Annotated in this window: 23 protein-coding genes; 21 read left to right on the top strand and 2 right to left on the bottom strand. The window is 71.4% G+C overall.

Annotated elements, in window-relative coordinates; translation table 11 throughout:
- Window positions 1-130 precede the first annotated feature (130 nt).
- From rho to ACGFI1_RS15940, 7 genes are all read left to right on the top strand, one after another.
- A complete protein-coding gene (rho, locus tag ACGFI1_RS15970) occupies window positions 131-2,212 on the top strand; it encodes a transcription termination factor Rho (RefSeq protein ID WP_392736545.1) in 2,082 nt (693 codons plus the stop codon).
- A gap of 215 nt (window positions 2,213-2,427) precedes the next feature.
- Window positions 2,428-3,831, top strand: a complete 1,404-nt coding sequence (locus ACGFI1_RS15965; RefSeq protein ID WP_386874677.1) for a sensor histidine kinase — start codon at window positions 2,428-2,430, stop codon at window positions 3,829-3,831.
- A 77-nt stretch (window positions 3,832-3,908) separates the two neighbouring features.
- On the top strand, window positions 3,909-4,562 hold the full coding sequence (locus ACGFI1_RS15960) for a response regulator transcription factor (RefSeq protein WP_138632625.1): 654 nt from the start codon (window positions 3,909-3,911) through the stop codon (window positions 4,560-4,562).
- Window positions 4,563-4,781: 219 nt separating this feature from the next.
- Complete coding sequence (gene rpmE, locus ACGFI1_RS15955) at window positions 4,782-5,000, top strand: 50S ribosomal protein L31 (protein WP_021598595.1); 219 nt, start codon at window positions 4,782-4,784, stop codon at window positions 4,998-5,000.
- 144 nt (window positions 5,001-5,144) lie between these two features.
- Entirely contained in the window at window positions 5,145-6,209 is a 1,065-nt protein-coding gene (gene prfA / locus ACGFI1_RS15950) for a peptide chain release factor 1 (protein ID WP_138632450.1), read from the top strand.
- 142 nt (window positions 6,210-6,351) lie between these two features.
- Entirely contained in the window at window positions 6,352-7,212 is an 861-nt protein-coding gene (prmC, locus tag ACGFI1_RS15945; RefSeq protein ID WP_392736550.1) for a peptide chain release factor N(5)-glutamine methyltransferase, read from the top strand.
- 113 nt (window positions 7,213-7,325) lie between these two features.
- Complete coding sequence (locus ACGFI1_RS15940; protein WP_392785911.1) at window positions 7,326-8,174, top strand: L-threonylcarbamoyladenylate synthase; 849 nt, start codon at window positions 7,326-7,328, stop codon at window positions 8,172-8,174.
- 539 nt (window positions 8,175-8,713) lie between these two features.
- Here ACGFI1_RS15940 and ACGFI1_RS15935 read toward each other — a convergent pair.
- A complete protein-coding gene (locus tag ACGFI1_RS15935) occupies window positions 8,714-9,145 on the bottom strand; it encodes a hypothetical protein (protein ID WP_386874679.1) in 432 nt (143 codons plus the stop codon).
- 126 nt (window positions 9,146-9,271) lie between these two features.
- On the opposite strand from ACGFI1_RS15935, the gene ACGFI1_RS15930 reads away from it, so the two are divergent.
- The 14 genes from ACGFI1_RS15930 (at window position 9,272) to ACGFI1_RS15865 (ending at window position 22,087) form a co-directional block, all read left to right on the top strand.
- The gene (locus ACGFI1_RS15930; RefSeq protein WP_386874680.1) at window positions 9,272-10,264 is read left to right on the top strand and encodes a DUF2207 domain-containing protein; all 993 of its coding nucleotides are present in this window, start codon (window positions 9,272-9,274) and stop codon (window positions 10,262-10,264) included.
- Window positions 10,265-10,485: 221 nt separating this feature from the next.
- Window positions 10,486-11,643 (top strand): MraY family glycosyltransferase, encoded by a 1,158-nt coding sequence (locus ACGFI1_RS15925; protein ID WP_138632465.1) that lies wholly within the window; start codon window positions 10,486-10,488, stop codon window positions 11,641-11,643.
- Window positions 11,644-11,886: 243 nt separating this feature from the next.
- Window positions 11,887-12,303 carry a hypothetical protein gene (locus tag ACGFI1_RS15920; RefSeq protein WP_138632468.1) on the top strand — a complete coding sequence of 139 codons (417 nt, stop codon included), beginning with the start codon at window positions 11,887-11,889 and terminating at the stop codon, window positions 12,301-12,303.
- Window positions 12,304-12,387: 84 nt separating this feature from the next.
- Window positions 12,388-12,612, top strand: coding sequence for an AtpZ/AtpI family protein (locus tag ACGFI1_RS15915; RefSeq protein WP_138632471.1), 225 nt, complete (start codon window positions 12,388-12,390; stop codon window positions 12,610-12,612).
- Between the two features lie 70 nt (window positions 12,613-12,682).
- Window positions 12,683-13,477, top strand: coding sequence for a F0F1 ATP synthase subunit A (gene atpB / locus ACGFI1_RS15910; RefSeq protein WP_386874682.1), 795 nt, complete (start codon window positions 12,683-12,685; stop codon window positions 13,475-13,477).
- Window positions 13,478-13,577: 100 nt separating this feature from the next.
- Entirely contained in the window at window positions 13,578-13,814 is a 237-nt protein-coding gene (gene atpE, locus ACGFI1_RS15905; RefSeq protein ID WP_089330861.1) for an ATP synthase F0 subunit C, read from the top strand.
- Window positions 13,815-13,846: 32 nt separating this feature from the next.
- On the top strand, window positions 13,847-14,404 hold the full coding sequence (locus ACGFI1_RS15900; protein WP_171068786.1) for a F0F1 ATP synthase subunit B: 558 nt from the start codon (window positions 13,847-13,849) through the stop codon (window positions 14,402-14,404).
- Window positions 14,401-15,222: a F0F1 ATP synthase subunit delta gene (locus ACGFI1_RS15895; RefSeq protein WP_392785909.1), complete on the top strand. Its 822-nt coding sequence runs from the start codon at window positions 14,401-14,403 to the stop codon at window positions 15,220-15,222. The genes ACGFI1_RS15900 and ACGFI1_RS15895 overlap by 4 nt, the downstream gene beginning before the upstream one ends.
- A 68-nt stretch (window positions 15,223-15,290) precedes the next feature.
- A complete protein-coding gene (atpA, locus tag ACGFI1_RS15890) occupies window positions 15,291-16,925 on the top strand; it encodes a F0F1 ATP synthase subunit alpha (protein ID WP_392785908.1) in 1,635 nt (544 codons plus the stop codon).
- Between the two features lie 5 nt (window positions 16,926-16,930).
- Window positions 16,931-17,827 carry a F0F1 ATP synthase subunit gamma gene (locus tag ACGFI1_RS15885; RefSeq protein WP_138632483.1) on the top strand — a complete coding sequence of 299 codons (897 nt, stop codon included), beginning with the start codon at window positions 16,931-16,933 and terminating at the stop codon, window positions 17,825-17,827.
- Between the two features lie 2 nt (window positions 17,828-17,829).
- The gene (gene atpD / locus ACGFI1_RS15880; RefSeq protein WP_392785907.1) at window positions 17,830-19,260 is read left to right on the top strand and encodes a F0F1 ATP synthase subunit beta; all 1,431 of its coding nucleotides are present in this window, start codon (window positions 17,830-17,832) and stop codon (window positions 19,258-19,260) included.
- 82 nt (window positions 19,261-19,342) lie between these two features.
- On the top strand, window positions 19,343-19,729 hold the full coding sequence (locus ACGFI1_RS15875; RefSeq protein ID WP_138632489.1) for a F0F1 ATP synthase subunit epsilon: 387 nt from the start codon (window positions 19,343-19,345) through the stop codon (window positions 19,727-19,729).
- Between the two features lie 111 nt (window positions 19,730-19,840).
- Window positions 19,841-20,305, top strand: coding sequence for a DUF2550 domain-containing protein (locus tag ACGFI1_RS15870; protein WP_138632492.1), 465 nt, complete (start codon window positions 19,841-19,843; stop codon window positions 20,303-20,305).
- A gap of 165 nt (window positions 20,306-20,470) precedes the next feature.
- Entirely contained in the window at window positions 20,471-22,087 is a 1,617-nt protein-coding gene (locus ACGFI1_RS15865; protein WP_392785905.1) for a M28 family peptidase, read from the top strand.
- 51 nt (window positions 22,088-22,138) lie between these two features.
- On the opposite strand, the gene ACGFI1_RS15860 is transcribed toward ACGFI1_RS15865, so the two are convergent.
- Complete coding sequence (locus ACGFI1_RS15860; RefSeq protein WP_386874684.1) at window positions 22,139-23,080, bottom strand: DUF4097 family beta strand repeat-containing protein; 942 nt, start codon at window positions 23,078-23,080, stop codon at window positions 22,139-22,141.
- Between the last annotated feature and the right edge of the window lie 89 nt (window positions 23,081-23,169).

The following is a 23,169-nucleotide window of genomic DNA, read 5'->3' as shown; positions in this document are numbered from 1 at the left end:
TGTGCCCAGAACACGCAGATCCCGGTTCCATCGTGATCAGCGGAGCCCGTCCCGGCGCCCCCGCCGGGCCGCACCACCGGGTCGACTGGCCGAACGCCGGCCAACGCCCGCTCCCTGGGAAGGACCCTTAGTGAGCGAATCCAGCGAACTCCTTACGGACGCATCAAGCACGGGAACCGTGGCCGACGCCGCTCCGGCCGCCGCGGAGTCCGCCACCCCCCGGCGCCGCCGCTCGGGCACCGGCCTGTCGGCCATGGTGCTGCCCGAGCTCAAGGCGCTCGCGTCCAGCCTCGGCATCACCGGTGTGACCGGGATGCGCAAGAGCCAGCTCATCGCCGCCATCCAGGAGAAGCAGGGCGGCGGGGAGCAGGGCTCGGCGGGGGGCGAGCAGGGAGCCGCTGCCCCGGCGAAGACCGAGCGCCCCCGGCGGACCCGCACCGCGGCCGCCAAGCGCGAGGTCTCCGACGACCAGGTCACGATCTCCGACGCCGCGCCCGCGACCGAGCAGGCCCCGTCCGGCAAGCAGACCGAGAAGGCGGCCGACAAGGCCGCCGACAAGCAGTCCGGCAAGCCGGCCGACCAGCCGGGCGACGCCGCCGACAAGGGCGCCGACAAGCCGGAGAAGGCCGAGCGGGCGGACCGGCAGGGCGGCCGCCAGCGCGGTGAGCGGCAGGACCGGGGGGCCGGCGAGGGACGCGGCGAGCGGCAGCACCGCGAGCAGGGCCGCGACCAGGGCGCCGAGGACGGCGAGTCCCAGGGCGGCGGCCGCGACGGCGGGCGTGACCAGGGCCGCGACGGCCGCGAGGGCGGCGGACGCCAGCGGCAGCGCGGCGGCCGGGAGCGCGGCGAGGGCCGCGACCGGGGCGAGCGCGGCGAGCGCGGTGACCGGGGCGAGCGCGGTGACCGGGGCGACCGCGGCGACCAGGGCGGCGGCCGGCAGCGCGGCGGCCAGAACCAGGGCGGCGGCCAGCACGACGATGACGACGGCAGCGGCCGGGGCCGGCGCGGGCGCCGGTTCCGCGAGCGCAACCGCGGCCGCGGCCGCGAGCGCTACGAGGAGCCGGTGATCACCGAGGACGACGTCCTCATCCCGGTCGCGGGCATCCTCGACATCCTCGACAACTACGCCTTCGTCCGGACGACCGGCTACCTGCCCGGCCCGAACGACGTGTACGTGTCGCTGGCGCAGGTCCGCAAGAACGGCCTCCGCAAGGGCGACGTCATCACCGGCGCCGTCCGGCAGGCGCGCGAGGGCGAGCGGCGCGAGAAGTTCAACGCGCTGGTCCGCCTCGACACCGTCAACGGGATGGAGCCGGAGCAGGCCAAGGGCCGCGTCGACTTCTCCAAGCTGACCCCGCTGTACCCGCAGGAGCGGCTGCGGCTGGAGTCCGACCCCGGCATCCTGACCACGCGGATCATCGACCTGGTGTCGCCGATCGGCAAGGGCCAGCGCGGGCTGATCGTGTCGCCGCCGAAGGCCGGCAAGACCATGGTGCTCCAGGCGATCGCGAACGCGATCACCAAGAACAACCCGGAGTGCCACCTGATGGTCGTCCTGGTGGACGAGCGTCCGGAAGAGGTCACCGACATGCAGCGGACGGTGAAGGGCGAGGTCATCCACTCGACCTTCGACCGTCCCGCCGAGGACCACACCACGGTCGCGGAGCTGGCGATCGAGCGCGCCAAGCGGCTCGTCGAGCTCGGCCACGACGTCGTCGTGCTGCTCGACTCGATCACCCGCCTCGGCCGGGCCTACAACCTGGCGGCGCCGGCGTCCGGCCGGATCCTGTCCGGTGGTGTCGACTCGACCGCGCTCTACCCGCCGAAGCGGTTCTTCGGTGCGGCGCGCAACATCGAGAACGGCGGCTCGCTGACGATCCTCGCCACCGCGCTGGTGGAGACCGGGTCCCGCATGGACGAGGTCATCTTCGAGGAGTTCAAGGGCACCGGCAACATGGAGCTGAAGCTCAACCGGAGCCTGGCCGACAAGCGGATCTTCCCGGCGGTGGACGTCGACCAGTCGTCCACCCGCAAGGAGGAGATCCTCATGGCTCCGGAGGAGCTGCGGGTCGTCTGGCAGCTGCGCCGGGTGCTGCACGCGCTCGACACGCAGCAGGCGCTGGAGCTCCTCATCGAGAAGATGAAGGAGACCAAGTCCAACGCCGAGTTCCTGCTCCAGGTGCAGAAGACCACGGTCTCCGACGACCGCTGATCACGCGCGCCGGGCGCGACCGCTGATCGCGCCGGGCGCGGCCCGAATCCGGGTCTGAGCACGAGTGGAACGCCCCCGTCCGGGTCACCGGGCGGGGGCGTTCCACGTCCGTCCGCGACGCGGGCACGGCGGCGTGGTGGGGTTAGCCCCACCCCCCATCCGCCGGTCCACGTCATGGTCGCGGCGGCCCCGCCCCGGCACGCTGGGATCGTAGGTTGGGAACGGGCACGGAGGACGATGTGGGCGAGCTGAGCAGAGACCCCGGCGGCGGCGCCGTCGGATGGGCCGCGACACGGTGGGCCGCGGCGACGCGCGGCGGCGGGGACGCCCCGTCCGTCCTGAACGGCTCCTGGGCGCCGCTCGCGATGGCGCGGTCGTCGGTGACCTGGCGCTCCGCGCTCTACCTGGGCGTCAGCATGGCGTTCGGGCTCGCCTGGTTCGTCACGCTCGTCGTCGGGCTGGCGCTGTCCCTCGGGCTGCTGATCATCTGGGTCGGGGTGCCGCTGCTGGCGCTGCTGATGGTCGCGTGGCGGTTCGGCGCGATGCTGGAGCGCCGGCTCGTCCGGGCGGCGTTCGGCGTCCGCGTCCCGGACCCGTACCGGCGGCCGCCCGAGAGCCGCAACCCGTTCGCCCGGCTCAAGGGCATGGCGGCGGACCCGTCCACCTGGAAGGACCTCCTCTACCTCGGCCTCCTGTTCCCGGTCACGCTGGTGGAGCTCGTCGTGTCCGCGGCGGTGTGGGGCGCGACGGCGACGACGCTGGGCCTGCCGCTGATCGTGGCGGTGGACGACGGCGCCGAGATCAACCTCGGGTTCGTCTCGTACTGGGCGGGCAACCCGCTGGAGGCCCTCCCGGTGATGGTCGTCGGGCTGGTGTTCCTCACCCTGGCGATGTACGTGACGCGGGCGCTCGCGATCGGCCACACGGTGTTCGCCGCGCTGCTGCTCGGCCCGAGCCCCGCGCAGGCCGAGAACGTGGAGCTGCGCAGGCGCACCGAGCACCTCCAGGCCAGCCGCGCCCGCGGGGTGGACGCCGCCGAGTTCGAGCGGCGCCGCATCGAGCGCGACCTGCACGACGGCGCGCAGCAGCGGCTGCTGGCCGTCGCGATGGACATCGGCCGCGCCCGCGCCAAGCTCGACGACGACCCGGAGGGCGCGCGGGCGCTGATCGAGCAGGCGCACGCCGGCACCAAGGAGGCCATCACCGAGCTGCGCGACCTGGCCCGCGGCATCTACCCGGCGATCCTCACCGACCGCGGCCTGGACCCGGCGCTGTCGGGCCTCGCGGGCCGCGCCCCGGTACCCGTCCAGGTGAGCGTCGACCTGCCGGAGCGCCCGCCGGCGGCGGTCGAGAGCATCGCCTACTTCATCGTCGCCGAGTCGCTGGCGAACGTCGCGAAGTACGCCCGCGCGACGCAGGTGTCGGTCCGGGTCGCCCGCGAGGACCGCTGGGTCGTCGTCGAGGTGATCGACAACGGGGTGGGCGGCGCGACCGCCAGGCGCGGCGGCGGCCTCGCCGGGCTCGCCGACCGGGCCGCGACGATCGACGGGATGCTCATCGTGGACAGCCCGCCCGGCGGCCCCACGATCATCCGCGCGGACCTCCCCTGCACCTGGTGACGGCCGCCCCGGCGACCGCCGGCTCCTGGCTCGGCCCGCGCATCGGCGGGCCGGGCCGCGGGCACGATAATGGGGCGATGCGGGTAGTGATCGCCGAGGATTCGGTGCTGTTGCGGGAAGGGCTCGTCCGGCTGCTCGGCGACGCCGGGATCGAGACGGCGGCGACCGTCGGGGACGGACCGGGCCTGCTCGGCATCGTCGAGGAGCACGCCCCCGACCTCGCCATCGTGGACGTCCGGATGCCGCCGTCGTTCACCGACGAGGGGCTGCGCGCGGCGCTCGCCGTCCGAGAGAGGCGGCCGGGCACGCCGATCCTCGTCCTGTCGCAGTACGTGGAGGAGCGGTACGCGACGGACCTGATCGGCGGCGGCGCCGAGGGCGTCGGCTACCTGCTGAAGGAGCGGGTCGCGGACGTCGCCGAGTTCATCGACGCGGTGCGCCGCATCGCGGCAGGCGGGACGGTGATCGACCCGGAGGTGATCGGCCAGCTGCTCGGCCGGCGCCGCAACGACGACCCGCTGGAGTCGCTGACGCCGCGCGAGCGGGAGGTGCTCGGCCTGATGGCGCAGGGGCGCTCCAACGGGGCGATCGCCGCAGACCTCGTCGTCACCGAGGGCGCCGTGGAGAAGCACATCTCCAACATCTTCATGAAGCTGGGCCTCCAGCCCGCGCAGGGCGGCCACCGCAGGGTGATGGCGGTCCTGGCCTATCTGGGACGCGCCGCAGGGTGACCCGGGCCGTGCCGCGGGGGTGACGAGACGGCGCCGCCGGGTGACCGGCCGGCGCCGCCCGTCCAAGATCGGGAATGCCCGGTGACCTCGCCACGTTCGGGTATCTGGCACACTTGAGGTGCAACCGCTGCGGTACCGGTTCACGCCCCTCACATCTCCCATGGCCCGGCCATGCGAGCATGACGGGCGCCCGGCGACCGCCCGAGGCGAGGAGAACCGATGAAGCCCGACATCCACCCGAACTACGTCGTCACGACCGTGACGTGTACGTGCGGCAACACCTTCGAGACCCGCAGCACCGCCGAGAACGGCGTGATCCACGCGGACGTCTGCTCGAACTGCCACCCGTTCTACACGGGCAAGCAGAAGATCCTCGACACCGGTGGCCGGGTGGCGCGCTTCGAGCAGCGCTTCGGCAAGAAGAAGGCCGGCAAGTAGGGCGAGCGCCGCACACATACCAGGAACGGCCCGGGGACACTCGCGGTCCCCGGGCCTTTCGAAGTCGGCAACCGGGGACGGCCGCCGTCTCCGGGCCGGGTCGGCCGCGGCGGCCGGGCCGGCCGGAACGGGTCAGGACACAGCGTGAATCTCGACGATCTGATCAGCGAATACGCGGGCATCGAGGAACGGCTCGCCGACCCGTCCGTCCATGCCGACCAGGCGCTGGCGCGCAAGCTCGGCAAGCGGTACGCGGAGCTGCGGCCGATCGTCGAGACCCGGCGCGAGCTGGCGGCCACGCAGGACGACCTGGCCACCGCCCGCGAACTCGCCGGTGAGGACCCGGCGTTCGCCGCCGAGGCCGACGACCTCGACAAGCGCCGCGAAGACCTGGAGGAGCGGCTGCGCAGGCTGCTCGTCCCGCGCGACCCGAGCGACTCCAAGGACGTCATCCTGCAGGTGAAGGCCGGGGAGGGCGGCGAGGAGTCCGCGCTGTTCGCCGGCGACCTGCTGCGCATGTACCTGCGGTACGCCGAGCGCATCGGCTGGAAGACCGAGATCATCGACTCGCACCCGTCCGACCTCGGCGGCTACAAGGACGTCACCGTCGCGGTGAAGGCCAAGGGCAATGCCGAAGAGGGCGTCTGGACGCGGCTGAAGTACGAGGGCGGGGTGCACCGCGTGCAGCGGGTGCCCGCGACCGAGTCGCAGGGCCGCATCCACACCAGCGCGGTCGGCGTCCTGGTGACCCCCGAGGCCGAGGACGTCGACGTCCAGATCGACCCGAACGACCTGCGCATCGACGTGTACCGGTCGTCCGGTCCGGGCGGGCAGAGCGTCAACACGACCGACTCCGCCGTCCGCATCACGCACCTGCCGACCGGCGTCGTCGTCTCCTGCCAGAACGAGAAGAGCCAGCTCCAGAACAAGGAGCAGGCGCTGCGCATCCTGCGGTCGCGGCTGCTGGCGATGGCGCAGGAGGAGGCCGACGCCGCGGCGGCGGCCGAGCGCAAGAGCCAGGTCCGCACCGTCGACCGCTCCGAGCGGGTGCGCACCTACAACTACCCCGAGAACCGGATCTCCGACCACCGCGTCGGCTACAAGGCCTACAACCTCGACCAGGTGCTGGACGGGGACCTCCACAACGTCACGCAGGCGCTGGTCGACGCCGACATGGAACGCCGGCTGGCCGAAGCCCAGAAATCATGAGCGCAGCGAACCGGGGGGTGCGGGGGGTCGTCCCCCCTCGAAGGACAGCGGCCATGAGCGCAGCGAACCGGGGGGCGTGGGGGGTCGTCCCCCCTCGAAGAACACGGGCGCGGGGGGTCGTCCCCCCTCGAAAGACGGAGTCATGAACCTGCTGCTCGACGAGATCGCCAGGGCCACCGCCCGCCTCGCCGACGCGGGCGCGGCCTCGCCCCGCGCCGACGCCGAGGAGCTCGCGGCGGCCGTGCACCAGGTGCGGCGCTCGGAGCTGCACGGCGTCCCCGACAGCGCGTTCGACGCCCGCTTCTGGGAGTTCGTCGCGCGCCGCGAGGCCGGGGAGCCGCTGCAGCACATCACCGGCCGCGCCTACTTCCGCTACCTGGAGCTGAAGGTCGGGCCCGGGGTGTTCGTCCCGCGCCCGGAGACCGAGGTGATGGTCGGCTGGGCGCTGGAGACGCTCCGCGACATGGACGTCCGCGACCCCCTCGTCGTCGACCTCGGCACCGGCTCGGCCGCGATCGCGCTGTCGATCGCGCTGGAGGCGCCTCGCGCGCGCGTGCACGCGGTGGAGAAGGACCCGACCGCGTTCGTGCACGCCACCCGCAACATCGAGGAGCTGGACGAGCGGGGCCGCGTCCGGCTCCACCTGGACGACTTCGCCACGGCGCTGCCCGAGCTGGACGGCACCGTCGACCTGGTCGTCAGCAACCCCCCGTACATCCCGATGAGCGAGTGGGAGTACGTCCCGCCGGACGTCCGCGACCACGACCCGGCGGACGCGCTGTGGGGCGGCGGCGACGACGGCCTGGACGCGATCCGGGTGGTCGAGCGCACCGCCCGCCGGCTGCTGCGCCCCGGCGGCCACGTCGCGGTCGAGCACAGCGACCTGCAGGGCAACGCGGTCTACTGGGTGTTCGCCGAGGAGAACGGCTGGCGGGACGTCCGCAACCGCCGCGACCTCACCAACCGGGACCGCTTCGTCACCGCCCGCCTCGCGACCGACTAGCCACGGCTCGCGGGTGTGAGCCCCCGCTATCCTGGGCGGTGCCAATCCGATGAGCGCCGCGCGAGATGGGAAGACGGGCGATCGTGAGCCGACGTTATGACTGCTCAGAGCCGATGGAGCGCACGCGCGGGATCGCCGAGGCCGTGTCGGCCGTCCGGCGCGGCGAGCTGATCGTCCTGCCGACCGACACCGTGTACGGGGTGGGCGCGGACGCGTTCGTGGCGCCCGCGGTGACCAAGCTGCTGGAGGCGAAGGGCCGCGGCCGGGAGATGCCCCCGCCCGTCCTGGTCGGCTCGGTGCGGGCCGCGACCGCCCTGGTGGACGACCTCGGCGTCTACGGGCAGGACCTCATCGACGAGTTCTGGCCGGGCGCGCTGACGCTGGTGTGCCGCGCGAACCCGAACCTGATGTGGGACCTCGGCGAGACCAAGGGCACCGTCGCCGTCCGGATGCCGATGCACGAGCTGGCGGTGGAGTTGCTGAAGGAGACCGGCCCGCTGGCCGTGAGCAGCGCGAACCTGAGCGGCCAGCCCGCGGCCCGCAACATCGACGAGGCCGAGAAGATGCTCGGCGACTCCATCTCGGTCTACCTGGACGGCGGTGTGTCGGGGCATGCCGACCCGTCCACGATCCTCGACCTGACCGGACCCGTCCCGCGCCTGCTGCGCGCCGGCGCCGTGCCCGTCGACAAGATTCGCGCCGTGGTCGGCGTCCTCCTCACCGACGACGACGAGCCCGAGCAGGACGAGGCGGGCCACGCGGACGAGGTGGACGAGTCCGTAACGGCCGCCTCCGAGCCCGAGCAGGCCAAGCTCTCCCTCACCAAGGAGAAGGCCCCCGAGGCGCAGGACGAGCCCGCTGAGGCCCCTGCGGACACCACTGAGGCCCCCGCCGCCCCGGCCGAGCCCGCCGCCAAGCCGTCCCTGACGAAGAACGACCCGGACGCCGCCAAGAACGACTGACCTCGGACGGCCGCCCCCCGGCCCTGCCGTGCGCCTCTTCGCATGTTTCGTGGCCGAAAACGGCCGCCCTACCGGCTGTCCGGGCCCGTGGTGCGGGGCACGCCGGAGCCGGGTGTCCTGTGGATGAGCGTGGACGCAGTGGAACGAAGAGCCGTCCTCGCGCGCTCAGGAGCACGGTATGAAAGAGCCTCCGAAGGCGGTCTGAAAGAAGTCCGGGAGTTGCGCGCGCTTTGCGTTGGGGCGCGAAGAGAACAACGATTCCCCGGCTCGATCCACGCCCCGCGATGGGCTAATGAAACTGGTGGAGATATCCGCCGCCGCTAGGTGAACGCTGCGGTCGGTGTGTCAGCCGGTGGCCCGCATCACCAGCCAGGACATGCTGACGGGCGACGCGTCCGGCCGATTCTTGATCGTCGGCTGCGGCCCGTCCGGCCCGGGACGCCGCGCAGCCCGTGAATCCGCGCATTGCAAAGTCCCGGGAAAGCGCAAAGGCCCCGCCGGGCCGGGCGGGGCCTGTGTCGTCAGGCTGAGTCAACGGCTCAGAAGAGCTTCTTGCCCTTGCCGTAGTAGTACTTGCCGGTCTTCTTGTTCCGGCCGCACTCCTGCACCCACAGGTGGCTGCTGTAGCTGGAGCTGACGCTGATCTTGACGGTCGCCTTGCCGTCGTAGTTGTACTTCGCGCCGCTGGACGTCACGCCGATGATCTTGAAGCGCGACCAGTACTTCTTGTTGCCCTCGGTGAACAGGAACCGCACGCAGGCGGTCCAGCCGTTCTTCTTGGTGTCGCGGAGGTAGCCCTTGACGTAGGTCTTCCCGCCGCTCCGGGTGTAGGTGCCCCAGGCGTCGATGTTGCCGTAGGAGTTGATGGGCTTCCAGCTCGTGGCGGCGGCCGCCTCGGCGGGGGCGCCCACGGCGGCCATGCCGGCCATCAGGGTGCCGGCGGTCAGGGCTACTGCAGCGATTCGCCGCATAGGTCCCTCCAGGCTCAGTTCGGGGGTTAGCGAGCGATAACTTAGCAGTGACCGGCCGCTCCCCTCCCGGTACGCCCTCGCCGATGCACCGACACGATCATGACCGCCCGTGGAACCATGCCTGACGTGCGTGGCCGTGTCCGGGGGCGCGTGATCTTCGCGGGGCTCCTGCTGCCGATCATCGTGCTGATGCTGCCCGCTCCCGCCGGCGCCGCGCGGGGGGCCGCCGCCGGGGAGCGCATCCCGACCTACGACGTGGTGCTGCGGATCGGGGCCGACGGCGTCCTGTACGTCCGGGAGACGATCACCTACGACTTCGACCGGAGCGAGCACGGGATCGTCCGGCATGTGCCGTTCCGCCGCGGCGACCGGGTCTTCGACGTGCGGAACGTGCGCACGAGCTCCTCGACCGGCGCGCCGTCCCGCGTCCGGATGACGCGGTTCCTGCGGGACGTGCGGATCAGCGTCGGGGACCGCAACCGCGAGGTCCGCGGGCGCCAGGCGTACGTGCTGGAGTACGAGGTCCGGTGGGCGTTCACCCCGCGCCCCGGCCACGACGAGCTGGAGTGGGACGCGATCGGGACGGACTGGGACGTCCCGATCGGGAACGCGGCGGTGCGCGTCGAGGCGCCGGTGCCGCTGCGGCGCGTGGGCTGCCGGGCGGGCGCGCCGGGCGCGTCGACCCGCTGCCTGCGCGACCGCGACGGGCCGTACGCCGTCGACTTCATCCAGAACGGGCTCGCCCCGCACGAGGGCATGCTGATCCGGGTCCGGCTGCCCAAGCACGCGATCGCCGTGCCGCCGCCGCGCAGCGTCCCGCCGCGCTGGGTCGGCGGCTGGCCCGGCACCGCCGTGCTCGCCCTGGCCCTCGGCGCGGTGGCGCTGCTCCCGCGCTTCCCGGTGCCGCGCCGGCGGGCCGGCGCGGCGCTGGTCGCGGCCGGGCTGCTGGCCGTCGCGGCCGACGCGGGAGAGGAGGTCGCGGGCCGCGGGTTGTGGGCGTTCTCGCTGGGGAACACCTGCCTCGGCGGGCTCGCGCTGATGATCGTCGGAACAGGGATACTCTGCGCGCACCGCCTCCGCCCGATCCGGGGGGTGCGGGAGGCCGTTCGCCCGCGCTGACTCGCGCGGGCCGATCGGCAGCGGACGGCGGCCGGGTGGGTCTACAGTTGGTCGGTCGCGGCGCGAACACATCCGCCGGATCGTTCGTCTAACGGAGACGACGGGCCGTACGGGCCATGTGGACGCGCCCATGCGGACGGTTCATGTGGATGGGTCACGTGGATGGGGCGCGCCGGACGGGGTACCACGGCGGCGGCGATCGGTGAAGGGGGCGCAGGCGAGTGCGGGAATACCTGCTCACGATCCTTGTCGCCGCCCTCGTCGCCTACCTGCTGACCCCTTCGGTGCGCAGGTTCGCCGTCTGGTTCGGGGCGCAGGCCGTCCCGCGCGACCGCGACGTGCACGTGATCCCGACGCCCCGGCTCGGCGGCCTGGCGATGTTCGGCGGCATGGTGTCGGCGCTGGTGGTGGCGACCGGGCTGCCGGAGATGCGCAAGGTCCTCTCGGACGGCGACATCAGCGTGGCGAAGGCGCTGCTGCTGTCGGGCGGGCTGATCGTGCTGATCGGCATCGCCGACGACCGGTGGGAGGTGGACGCGCTCACCAAGTTCGCCGGGCAGGTCGCGGCCGCCGGGATCTTCATCATGCAGGGCATCCAGATCTACGTGATCCCGCTGCCGACCGGCGAGTCGCTGTCGCTGCCGCCCGCCTACGGGGTGCCGCTGACCGTCTTCGTCGTGGTCGCCACGATCAACGCGGTGAACTTCATCGACGGCCTGGACGGCCTCGCCGCGGGCGTCGTCGGGATCGCCGCGCTGGCCCTGTTCTCCTACGCCTACCTGCTGTCGAAGTCCAACGGGCTGACCACGCTGACCGGCGCGACGCTCATCGCCGCGGTCCTGTTCGGGATGTGCGCGGGGTTCCTGCCGCACAACTTCAGCCCCGCCAAGATCTTCATGGGCGACACCGGCTCGATGCTGATCGGGCTGCTGCTCAGCGCGTCCACGATCATGCTGACCGGGCAGTTCGACCCGGCCGTCCTCGCCAACGGGCTGTTCCCGTTCTTCGTCCCGGTGCTGCTGATCCCGGCGGTGGCCGCGGTCCCGTTCATGGACATGCTGCTCGCGGTGCTGCGGCGCACCAGCCAGGGCCGGTCGCCGTTCTCCCCGGACAAGCAGCACCTGCACCACCGGCTGCTGCAGCTCGGCCACTCCACCCGCCGGGCCGTGCTGATCATGTACTTCTGGGTCGGGCTGCTGGCCTCCGGGCTGGTCGGGCTGGCGCTGTTCGACGCCGCGTGGATCACCCTCGGGGTGACGCTGCTGGTCGCGGTCGCCGGCGTCGTGCTGATGCTCCGCAAGCCGGGCCGCAAGAAGCCGGTCGCGGACGACGGGGGCGCCGGCGACCAGCCGGTCCGCCGCCCGCCGATGCGGGTCTGACCCGGTCACGCCCCGTTTCCGGCCGGACGCGGCCGTGGGCGCCAGACCGGCCCGGCACGTCGTTGCCCGATGTGGTAAAAGCAGGCCCTGAGCTGGGCTAAAGTCCAGGTGCGAGCGTGACCGGCGGCGGCCTCCGCGGCCCCGCATTCGCATTACCTCTAGGGTAATTGTGGACAATCCGGACGCTTGTGATACCTTTCACGAACAAGAAACGACCACTGACCGTGACCAGCCGGAGCCCTCATGCAAACCTCCGACGCTCGGATGCTCCGCGGCGCAGCGATCCCGACATCGGTCGTCGGGGTGGCCGCCGTGCTGATCGGCCTGCTGGCCGCCGGCGCCAAGGGCGCCCTGGCGGCGGCACTGGCCTCCGTCGTGGTGATCGCCTTCTTCTCGATCAGCGCCCTGGTGGTCTCCTGGGCCGCCCGGTACTCCGCGCAGACGATGATGCTGGCCGCGCTGGCCAGCTACATGGTGAAGATCCTCGCGGTGATGGTGCTGGTCACGACGATGGACGGCGTCTCGATCTGGGACACCAAGGTGTTCGGCTGGACGGTCATCGGGCTCGCGCTGCTCTGGATCGCCGCCGAGTTCCGGGTCGTGCTGCAGCGGAGGCCCTACATTGACGAACCCGAGAACGTCCTGGACCGGAGTCCGTGATGCACGCCTCGCGGACGGTGCCGGGCCCCCGGGACTACTCCAATATGACCACCGCACGGGTGGCCTGCTATCGTCCGGAGCGCGATGAGCGAGCAGAAGCCCCGGCCGGAGGACGGCCAGCGGGAATTCGCCGACGTCGCCTGGTCCGTGCCCAGCTACCTTCTCTCCGGGATGATCATCTGGGGCGGCATCGGGTGGCTGCTGTCCGAATGGACGCACCAGACCTGGCTGATCCCCATCGGCCTGATCATCGGTGCCGGGCTCGCCATCTACCTGGTCTACCTGAAGTACGGCAGCCACTCCTCCTGAGCGGCCCCGCCGAGGAAGCCGCCGAGGAAGCCTTCGTGAAACATCACCACATTGATGAAGGGAACGCCGCGTGAACGCGCTGACGGTCCTCGCCACCGGGGGAGACGAGTTCAAAGCCCCGGGCCCGGAGCTGTTCGACTTCCCGCCCCTGTTCGCCGGCGGCCCGGAGTGGCTGACCAAGCCCGTCGTCTTCTCGATCGTCGGCGCGCTGGTGGTCTGCGGCCTGTTCTGGACGGCGTTCGCCAAGCCGAAGCTCGTGCCGCGCGGCATGCAGAACATCGGTGAGATCGGCTACATGTTCGTGCGGGACGAGATCGCCCGCCCGTTCCTCGGCAAGAACACCGACCGGTGGATGCCGATGCTCATGTCGCTGTTCTTCCTGATCTGGTTCTGGAACATCTTCGCGGTCATCCCGATCATCCAGTTCCCGGTCGCGTCGCACATCGCGTTCCCGATCGTGCTGGCGGTGTTCGTCTACATCGTCAAGGTGTACCTGGGCTTCAAGCACCAGGGCCCGGTGAAGTACTTCACCAACATGATCCCCAAGGGCCTGCCGCTCCCGGTCTACTTCCTGCTGGTGCCGATCGAGTACCTCTCGACGTTCATCCTGGCGCCCTTCACCCACGCGGTCCGGCTCTTCGCCAACATGTTCGCCGGCCACACGATCCTGGCGTTCTTCAGCCTCGTCGGCTTCTGGTTCCTCTTCGAGAAGCCCACCGCGCTCGGCTTCGGCGTCGGCATCGTCGGCGTCATCGTCACGATCCTGCTCACCGCGCTGGAACTGCTGATTCAGTTCCTGCAGGCGTTCCTGTTCGCGATGCTCGCCGCGATGTACATCCAGAGCGGCCTCGAAGCGGACCACTAGACCCCCGGAGTCCGTGCGCCCCGGTGCCGGGCTCGTCCAGACACCCTCGTTAGCCCAGACCGGCGGAGCCTCCGCCGGCCGACAGAAAAGGAATGAACCCATGACGGGAGCCGTCCTCGCCGCGGTCGAAGGCAACGTCACCTCGATCGGCTACGGCCTCGCGGCCATCGGCCCGGGCATCGGCATCGGCATCATCTTCGGCCAGGGCGTGAACGCCATCGCCCGCCAGCCGGAGCTCACCGGCGTCATCCGCACCAACATGCTGCTGGGCTTCGTCCTCACCGAGGCGCTGGCCCTCATCGGTCTGGTCGCGCCCTTCATCTTCCAGGGCATCTGACCACGGGTTCCAACTGAGGAAGGGCTGCAGACATGATCACAGCAGCTTCCGTCCTAGCGGCGGAGGAGAACAACCCTCTCGTCCCGCACCCGTACGAGCTGGTCGTCGGCATCTTCTCGTTCCTCGTCGTCATGATCGTCCTGGGGCGCATCCTCGTTCCGCGTCTGCAGAAGACGCTGGAGGAGCGCACCCAGGCGATCGAGGGCGGCCTCGAGCGGGCAGAGCAGGCGCAGAAAGAGGCCCAGCAGGTCCTCGATCAGTACAAGTCCCAGCAGAAGGCGGCCGCGGTCGAGGCGTCCAACGAGCGGCGCAAGGCCGAGGAGCAGGGCGCGCAGATCATCGCCGAGGCCAAGGAGAAGGCCCAGGCGGAGGCTCGCAAGATCGTCGAGGACGCGAAGAAGCAGATCGAGGCCGAGCGGCAGCAGGCGCTGCAGTCGCTGCGCGCCGAGATCGGCGCCATGTCGGTCGACCTCGCCGGTCGCGTCGTGGGCGAGTCCCTTGAGGACAGCGCGCGGCAGAGCCGGGTCGTCGACCGGTTCCTCGAGGAGCTGGAGAGCCGCGCTCGCACGCAGGAGCAGATCACATCATGACCATCACGGGAGCGGTGAGCAGGGCGTCGCTCGCCGAGGCCAGGACCCGGCTGGAGGCCGTCATTCCCTCCGCCGACCTGGCCGGGCTGGGCGCCGACCTGTTCGCGGTGCTGCACCTGATCGACCGCGAGCACGGCCTGCGCCGGGCGGTGTCCGACCCGGCGCGGGACGGTGCCGACAAGGCGCAGCTCGTCCAGATCCTGCTGGAGGGCAAGGTGTCGCCGGCCGCTCTCGGGCTGGTCGCCGACGTCGTCCGGCTGCGCTGGTCCAAGCCGTCGGAGCTGGCGGACGCGGTGGAGACCCTCGCGGTCACCGCCGAGGCCGCCCGCGCCGAGGCCGACGGGCAGATCGACGACCTGGAGGACGAGCTGTTCCGGTTCTCCCGGGTCGTCGAGGGGGAGGTCGCGCTGCGCTCCGCCCTCGCCGGTCCGGGCCTGCCGGACGACCGCAAGCTCGGCCTGCTCAACGCGCTGCTGGACGGCAAGGTCACGCCGGCCACGCTGACGCTGGTCACCGAGCTCGTGCTGCGCCCGCGAGGACGTAGCCTGGAAGGCGGGCTCGCCGAGTTCGGCAAGCTCGTCGCCCAGCGCCGGCAGCGGCTGGTCGCGCTGGTGCGGACGCCGACCGAGCTGTCGGCGCGGCAGCGGACGCGGCTCGCCGAGGTGCTCGCCGCCGCGTACGGACACGAAGTACACCTGAACATCGAGCTCGACCCGAGCACGATCGGCGGACTGTCGATCGAGATCGGGGACGAGATCATCGACGGCACGATCGCCGGACGGCTGGACGACGTCCGCCGGCGGCTCGGCGCCGGCTGAGGCCGGTAGAGCTGGCTCCAACGCCGAGTGCCGGTAAAGCCGACCCTTAAGGGAGCAAGAGAGGAATCATGGCGGAGCTGACGATCCGTCCGGACGAGATCCGGAACGCGCTGGAGCGCTTCGTCCAGTCGTACGAGCCCGAGGCCGCCGCGCGCGAGGAGGTCGGCACCGTCGTCGATGCCGGCGACGGCATCGCCCACATCGAGGGCCTGCCCTCCGCGATGGCGAACGAACTCCTGGAGTTCGAGGACGGTACCCGTGGCCTGGCTCTGAACCTGGACGTGCGTGAGATCGGCGCCGTTGTCCTGGGTGACTTCAGCGGAATCGAGGAGGGCCAGAAGGTCCGGCGGACGGGCGAGGTCCTGTCGGCGCCGGTCGGCGACGCCTTCCTCGGTCGCGTCGTGGACGCCCTGGGCAACCCGCTGGACGGCCTCGGCCCGGTCGAGACGACCGAGCGCCGCGCGCTGGAGCTGCAGGCCCCCACGGTCGTGCAGCGGCAGTCGGTGAAGGAGCCGCTGCAGACCGGCATCAAGGCGATCGACGCGATGACGCCGATCGGCCGGGGCCAGCGGCAGCTGATCATCGGTGACCGGCAGACCGGCAAGACGACGGTCTGCGTGGACACCATCATCAACCAGAAGGAAGCCTGGGACACGGGCGACCCGAGCAAGCAGGTGCGCTGCATCTACGTCGCGGTCGGCCAGAAGGGCTCCACGATCGCCAACGTCCGCCGCTCCCTGGAGGAGGCCGGCGCGCTGGAGTACACCACGATCGTGGCGGCTCCGGCGTCCGACCCGGCGGGCTACAAGTACATCGCCCCCTACACCGGGTCCGCGATCGGGCAGCACTGGATGTACCAGGGCAAGCACGTCCTGATCGTGTTCGACGACCTGTCGAAGCAGGCCGAGGCCTACCGCGCGGTGTCGCTGCTGCTGCGCCGCCCGCCGGGCCGCGAGGCCTACCCCGGTGACGTCTTCTACCTGCACTCCCGCCTGCTGGAGCGCTGCGCGAAGCTGTCGGACGACCTGGGCGGCGGCTCGATGACCGGCCTGCCGATCATCGAGACCAAGGGCAACGACGTCTCGGCGTACATCCCGACGAACGTCATCTCGATCACCGACGGCCAGTGCTTCCTGGAGACGGACCTGTTCAACCAGGGCGTCCGGCCGGCGATCAACGTCGGTATCTCGGTCTCCCGGGTCGGCGGCTCCGCGCAGATCAAGGCGATGCGCAAGGTCGCCGGCACGCTGCGCCTGGCGCTGTCGCAGTTCCGCGACCTGGAGGCGTTCGCCGCCTTCGCGTCCGACCTGGACGCGGCGTCCCGCGCCCAGCTGGAGCGCGGCGCCCGCCTGGTCGAGCTGCTGAAGCAGCCGCAGGGCGCGCCGTTCCCGGCCGAGCAGGAGGTCGTGTCCGTGTGGGCGGGCACCTCCGGCGAGCTGGACGACGTCCCGGTCGCCGACATCCGCCGCTTCGAGCGCGAGTTCCTCGACTACATCGAGCGGGAAGAGGGCGGCATGCTGACCGCCATCCGCGAGACGGGGCAGCTCTCCGACGACGGCCTCACCAGCCTCAAGAACGCCATCACGGAGTTCAAGAAGGGCTTCCAGACCAGCGAGGGCGAGATGCTGGCCGAGGAGCCCGTGGAACCGATCGAGGCCGAGGACGTCGAGCAGGAGACCATCACCCGCGTCAAGAAGGACTGACGCCGATGGCCGCACAGCTTCGCCAACTCCGGCAGCAGATCAAGACGGTCAAGTCGACCGCTAAGATCACGCGTGCCCAGGAGATGATCGCCACGTCGCGGATCGTCAAGGCCCAGCAGGCGGTGGCGGCGTCCAAGCCGTACGCCGACCAGATCACGCAGGCCCTGACCGCGCTGGTGAGCCACCATGTGGGGATCGACCACCCGCTCCTGCAGGAGCAGCCGGCCGACACCCGCAGCGCCGTCCTGATCGTCACGAGCGATCGCGGGTTCTGCGGCGCCTACAACGCCAACGTGATCCGCGAGGCCGAGTCGCTGATCCGGGCGCTGCGGGACGAGGGCCGCGAGCCGGTCCCGTACGTGGTGGGCAACAAGGGCATCACCTGGTACCGGTTCCGGGGCCGGGAGGTCGCGCAGACCTGGAACGGGTTCAGCGACCGCCCGAACTTCGCGAACGCGGAGGAGATCGGCCGCAGGCTCACCCAGGACTTCCTCAAGACCGACGCCGAGGGCGGCGTCGGCGAGATCCACGTGGTCTACACCGAGTTCGTCTCGATGCTGACCCAGGCCGTCCAGGTCAAGCGGCTGGTGCCGCTGGAGATCGAGGAGAGCGAGTCCGCCAAGGTCCCGCCGGCGTACGAGTTCGAGCCGTCCGCCCAGGCGGCGCTCGACCTGCTGCTGCCCAACTACATCGAGAGCCGCATCTTCCACATGCTGCTCCAGTCGGCGGCGTCCTTCCAGGCGTCGGTCCGGCGGGCGATGAAGTCGGCGACCGACAATGCCAACGAACTGCTCGGGGTCTACACGCGCCAGATGAACCAGGCGCGGCAGGCCGCGATCACCCAGGAAATCAGCGAGATCGTCGGTGGCGCTGACGCGCTCGCCGAGTCTGGCGGGGAGTGATAATGACTGCACAGGTAGAGACGGCGACCGCGACCGGGCGCGTCGCGCGCGTCATCGGCCCGGTCGTCGACGTGGAGTTCCCCGCCGACGCCCTCCCGGACATCTACAACGCCCTGAACGTGCAGGTCACGCTCGGCGGCGAGGAGAAGACCCTGACCTTCGAGGTCGCCCAGCACCTGGGTGACAACATGATCCGGGCCATCTCCATGCAGCCGACGGACGGCCTGGTCCGCGGCGCCCCGGTGACCGACAGCGGCGAGTCCATCGCCGTCCCCGTCGGCGACATCACCAAGGGCCACGTGTGGAACGCCCTCGGCGAGGCGCTGGACGCCCCGACCGCGTCGCTGGAGATCAACGAGCGCTGGGGCATCCACCGCAAGGCCCCGGCGTTCGACCAGCTGGAGTCCAAGACCGAGATGCTGGAGACCGGCATCAAGGTCATCGACCTGCTCGCCCCGTACGTCAAGGGCGGGAAGATCGGCCTGTTCGGCGGCGCGGGTGTGGGCAAGACCGTCCTCATCCAGGAGATGATCCGCCGTGTCGCGCGCAACTTCGGCGGCACCTCGGTGTTCGCCGGCGTCGGCGAGCGCACCCGTGAGGGCAACGACCTCTGGGTGGAGATGGAGGAGGCGAACGTCCTCAAGGACACCGCCCTCGTCTTCGGCCAGATGGACGAGCCGCCGGGCACCCGGCTGCGCGTGGCGCTGTCCGCGCTGACGATGGCGGAGTACTTCCGCGACGTCCAGGGCCAGGACGTGCTGCTGTTCATCGACAACATCTTCCGGTTCACGCAGGCCGGTTCGGAGGTCTCCACGCTGCTCGGGCGCATGCCGTCCGCGGTGGGGTACCAGCCGACGCTGGCCGACGAGATGGGCGTGCTCCAGGAGCGGATCACCTCGACGCGCGGTCACTCGATCACCTCGATGCAGGCGATCTACGTGCCCGCCGACGACATCACCGACCCGGCGCCGCACACCACGTTCGCGCACCTGGACGCCACGACGACGCTCTCCCGGTCCATCTCCGAGAAGGGCATCTTCCCGGCGGTCGACCCGCTCGACTCCACCTCGCGGATCATGGACCCGCAGATCCTGGGGAACGAGCACTACGAGGTCGCCCAGGAGGTCGTGCGGATCCTGCAGAAGTACAAGGAGCTGCAGGACATCATCGCGATCCTCGGTATCGACGAGCTGTCCGAGGAGGACAAGGTCACCGTCCAGCGGGCGCGGCGCATCGAGCGCTTCCTGTCGCACCCGATGTACGTGGCCGAGCAGTTCACCGGGCAGCCCGGTGTGACGGTTTCCAAGGACGAGACGGTCGCCTCGTTCAAGGCGCTGGCCGAGGGCAAGTACGACCACCTGCCCGAGCAGGCGTTCTTCATGTGCGGTGGCATCGAGGACGTCGAGAAGAAGGCCAAGGAGCTGGAGAAGTAGTCCGCACCGGCGGGGCCGCACCCGGGCCGTGCGCCCGGGGGCGGCCCCGCCGGTACCGCTCCAGTATTCGGAGGAAACAGACGTGGCAACCCTACGGGTCGGGCTGGTCTCGCCGGAGCGCGAGATCTGGACCGGCGAGGCCAAGATGGTGGTCGCCCAGACCATCGAGGGGTCGCTCGGCATCCTGCCGGGCCACGCCCCGGTGCTGGGCGTCCTGCTGGACGGCAGTGTGGTGAAGATCGAGCCGGCGGACGGCGGCGAGCCGGTCACGGCGGCGGTCGGCAGCGGCTTCTTCTCGGTCGCGGCCGACAAGGTGTCGGTGCTGGCGGAGCAGGCCGAGCTGGGCGGCGAGATCGACGTCGACGAGGCCCGGCGGGCGCTGGACTCGGCGCTCGAACTGGCGGGCGAGGACGCGACGCCGGAGCGGCGCGCCCGGGCGCGGCTGCGCGCGGCGGGCATCGAGGCCTAACATCGGGCCTAAGATCAGGCTCGGCACCACGGCCCGGGATCGTGGCCATGGGTCGTGGTCTGGGGTCGTGGTCTGACATCGAGGTCCGGAGTTCGACGGACGGCGGGGGACTTGGGCGAGCAGCTGGCAGTGGAGGTGGGCGGTGCGCTCACCGCGCTCGTCCTGCTGGCTGCCCTGCTGTTCGTCTGCATGGCGGTGCGCCGCTGGTTGTTCACGCGCGGCGGCGGCACCGTGGAGTGCAGCCTGCGTGAACTGTCCCGGGAGGGCGGAGCTCCGGGGGTGTGGCGGCTCGGCATCGGCCGGTACAAGGGCGATGAGCTCCACTGGCACCGCGTGTTCGGTTTCCGCAGACGGCCCCGGCAGGTGATCCACCGCCGGGGCCTCGTCGTGTCCAACCGGCGGCTGCCCGGCCCGGAGGAGGCCGAGGGCCTGCTCCCGGAGGTGAGCGTCATCGAGGTGCGGGACGGGGAGCTGACCGTCGAGCTGGCGATGGGCGCGGAGGCGCTGACCGGCTTCCTGTCGTGGCTGGAGGCGGCCCCGCCCGGTCTTCCGGTGGATCTGCGCCCACCGGAGTGAGCTCCGCTTTGTGGGGCCGGCGGGTGCCTGCGGGCGGCGGTGCGGCATGGCCTGGTAAGGCGCCGGTATCGAATCGTCCTGGCGGCGGCGGCGCTGCTTGAGGCGTCCGGGGCGCGGGACCAGGATCGCTCCTGGTCCGCTCGGTCCTCGTCCGCTGGAGTGCACGTGCGCAAGCTGATCACTGGCCGCAACCTCCTCACCGGCACCGCTGTGGCGCTGCCCGCGCTGTTCCTGCCGGCGGCCCTTCCGGCGGCGGGCGCCGCGCCGGAACGCCCCGACCTCGCGAAGCTGGTGACGCTGAAGGACGTCCAGGCGCACCTGGCGGCGTTCCAGGAGATCGCCGACTACAACGGCGGCAACCGCGCGGCGGGCACCTCGGGCTACGGGGTGTCGGTGAAGTACGTGGTCGGACGCCTCCGGAAGGCGGGCTTCTCCCCGAAGGTGCAGAAGTTCACCTACCCGTACTGGGCGGAGAGGTCCGACGCGGTGTTCGCGCGGACGGCGCCGTCGAAGAAGTCCTACGAGCGGGAGAAGGACTTCCTGACGTTCGCCTACTCGGGGGCCGGCGACGTCACCGCGGCTGCGGTCGCCGTCGACTACCCGGCCAAGGGCGACGGGACGAGCGGCTGCGAGAAGAGCGACTTCAACGGCTTCGCGAAGGGCTCGATCGCCGTCGTCCAGCGCGGCACGTGCACGTTCGCGGTGAAGGCGGAGCGGGCGCGGGCGGCGGGCGCGTCCGCCGTGGTCGTCGCGAACACGGCGAAGGAGAAGGGGCCGGTGAACGGGACGGTGTCGAAGACCGCCGCGATCCCGGTCATCGGCGTCACGCACGAACTGGGCGCCGCGCTGGCGAAGGCGGCCAAGGGCGCCAGGGGCGGGAAGACCGCGCAGGGTGGGAAGACCGCGCAGGGCGGGAAGACCGCGCAGGGCGCGAAGGCCGGGAAGGGTGCGAAGGCCGGTCTGCGGCTGCGGGTGAAGGTCGACGCCGTGCACGGGAAGCGGTCGTCGTCCAACGTCATCGCCGACACCGAGCGCGGCGACCCCGACAACGTGGTGGTCGCCGGGGCGCACCTCGACAGCGTCCCGGAGGGCGCGGGGATCAACGACAACGGCACCGGCGCCGCGGCGCTGCTCGCCATCGCCGGGAAGATCAAGGAGCTCGGCAAGGGCGGGCTGCGCAACCGGGTGCGGTTCGCCTGGTGGGGCGCCGAGGAGGAGGGCCTGCGGGGGTCCGCGCACTACGTGAAGTCGCTGCGGGCGTCCGAGCGGGAGAAGATCGCGCTGAACCTCAACTTCGACATGCTGGGCTCGCCCAACGGCGTCCGCGGCGTGTACGACGGCGACGGCTCCACCAGCGCCGGGACGCGGGCGCCCGCCGGGTCCGGGGCGATCGAGAAGATGTTCCGCGACTACTTCAAGAGCCGCCGCCTGCCGACCGTCGAGGGCGCGTTCGACGGGCGCTCCGACTACGGGCCGTTCATCGCGAAGGGCATCCCGGCCGGCGGCATCGCGACCGGCGCCGAGGGCGTGAAGACCGCCGCCGAGGCGAAGGCGTTCGGCGGCCGGGCCGGCAAGGCGTACGACCCCTGCTACCACGCCCGCTGCGACCGGGTGAAGAACGTGAACCTCAAGCTCCTCGACACCAACACCGACGGTGTCGCGCACGTCCTGCAGCATCTCGCCCGGACGACGGTCGCGGTCAACGGCGGCGCCCGGTTGGTGCTGCCGCTCATCCCGTCCGGGCGTGCGCCGGTCTGGGAGGGGCCTTACCAGGTCCGCTGAGACCGGCGCGGTCGTCTAGTCGGTCACCTGGTTGGTCGTCTAGTCGGTCGGTTAGTAGGGCGCGACCAGGATGCCGCCGTCGCGGGTGGCGAGCTTGATCTTGCGCTCGGACCGGGAGTCCTCGTGGATGCCCGGGTCGATCTCCTTGCCGCCGTTGTCGGTGGCCGCGCTGATCGCGTAGCTCTCGCCGGTGGGCGGCAGGCAGAGCTTGATGGAGCCGTTGTCGGTGTCGGCGTCGACGCTCGCGGGCGGCGCGGCGAGCCGCAGGTCGATGCCGCCGTCCCTGGTGCGGGCGGTGAGCCGCTCGGTGGTCAGCCCCTGCGCGTCGATGCCGCCGTTGTCGCTGCGGAGGTCGGCGACGGTGGCGGTCCCGCTGAGCCGGAGGCTTCCGTCGGCGGAACGGACCGTCAGCTTCCCGGCGGTGAGCCCGGTCGCGTCCACGGAGCCGTTCTGGCTGCGCACGTCGGCGGTGGTGACGCGGCCGGAGACGCGCACCGAGCCGTCCTGCGAGCTGAGGGAGACGTTGGACGCCCGCAGGTCCGTCGCCTTGATCGAGCCGTTCTGGGTGTGCAGCCGCACCGTCCCGCCGAGCCCGGACGCGTCGATCCGCCCGTCCCGGCTCTCGATCTCCACCGGCATCGAGCGCGGCACCCGGACGCGGTAGGAGACGCCGCACGAGGAGGACCCGAACCCGATCGCCTGGCCGCCGCACTTGGCCGTGAGCTTCAGGGTGGTGCCCTCGGTGACGTGCTTCACCCGCGGCTTGTTCCTGTCGTTGGACCAGCGCAGCCGCTCGTTGACCTCGATGCCGGGGGAGTCGGACGCGGTCACCACGACCCGGTTCCCGTTCCCCGCGATCGTCAGCTTGGTGACGCCGGCCGGCGCGGTGTAGGAGCGGTCCTCGTGGCCGGTGCCGAAGCTCACGTTGCCGCAGGCGGTCAGCGTCGCCGCCGCCACCGCCGCCAGCGCTGCCGTGCCCGTCAGGGTCCTCACGTGGTCTCTCCCGTTGTCGCCGTGCCCCGTACATGACCAGCCTGTCCGGTACGGGGCGGCGGTACCAGGTGGGGAGCCGGTGAGCCGGT

The sequence above is a fragment of the Actinomadura geliboluensis genome (genome assembly GCF_043197915.1).
Classification (GTDB): domain Bacteria; phylum Actinomycetota; class Actinomycetes; order Streptosporangiales; family Streptosporangiaceae; genus Spirillospora; species Spirillospora geliboluensis.
The sequence above is the reverse complement of the archived record's forward strand: the minus strand, read 5'-3'. Positions and strand labels throughout refer to the sequence as shown.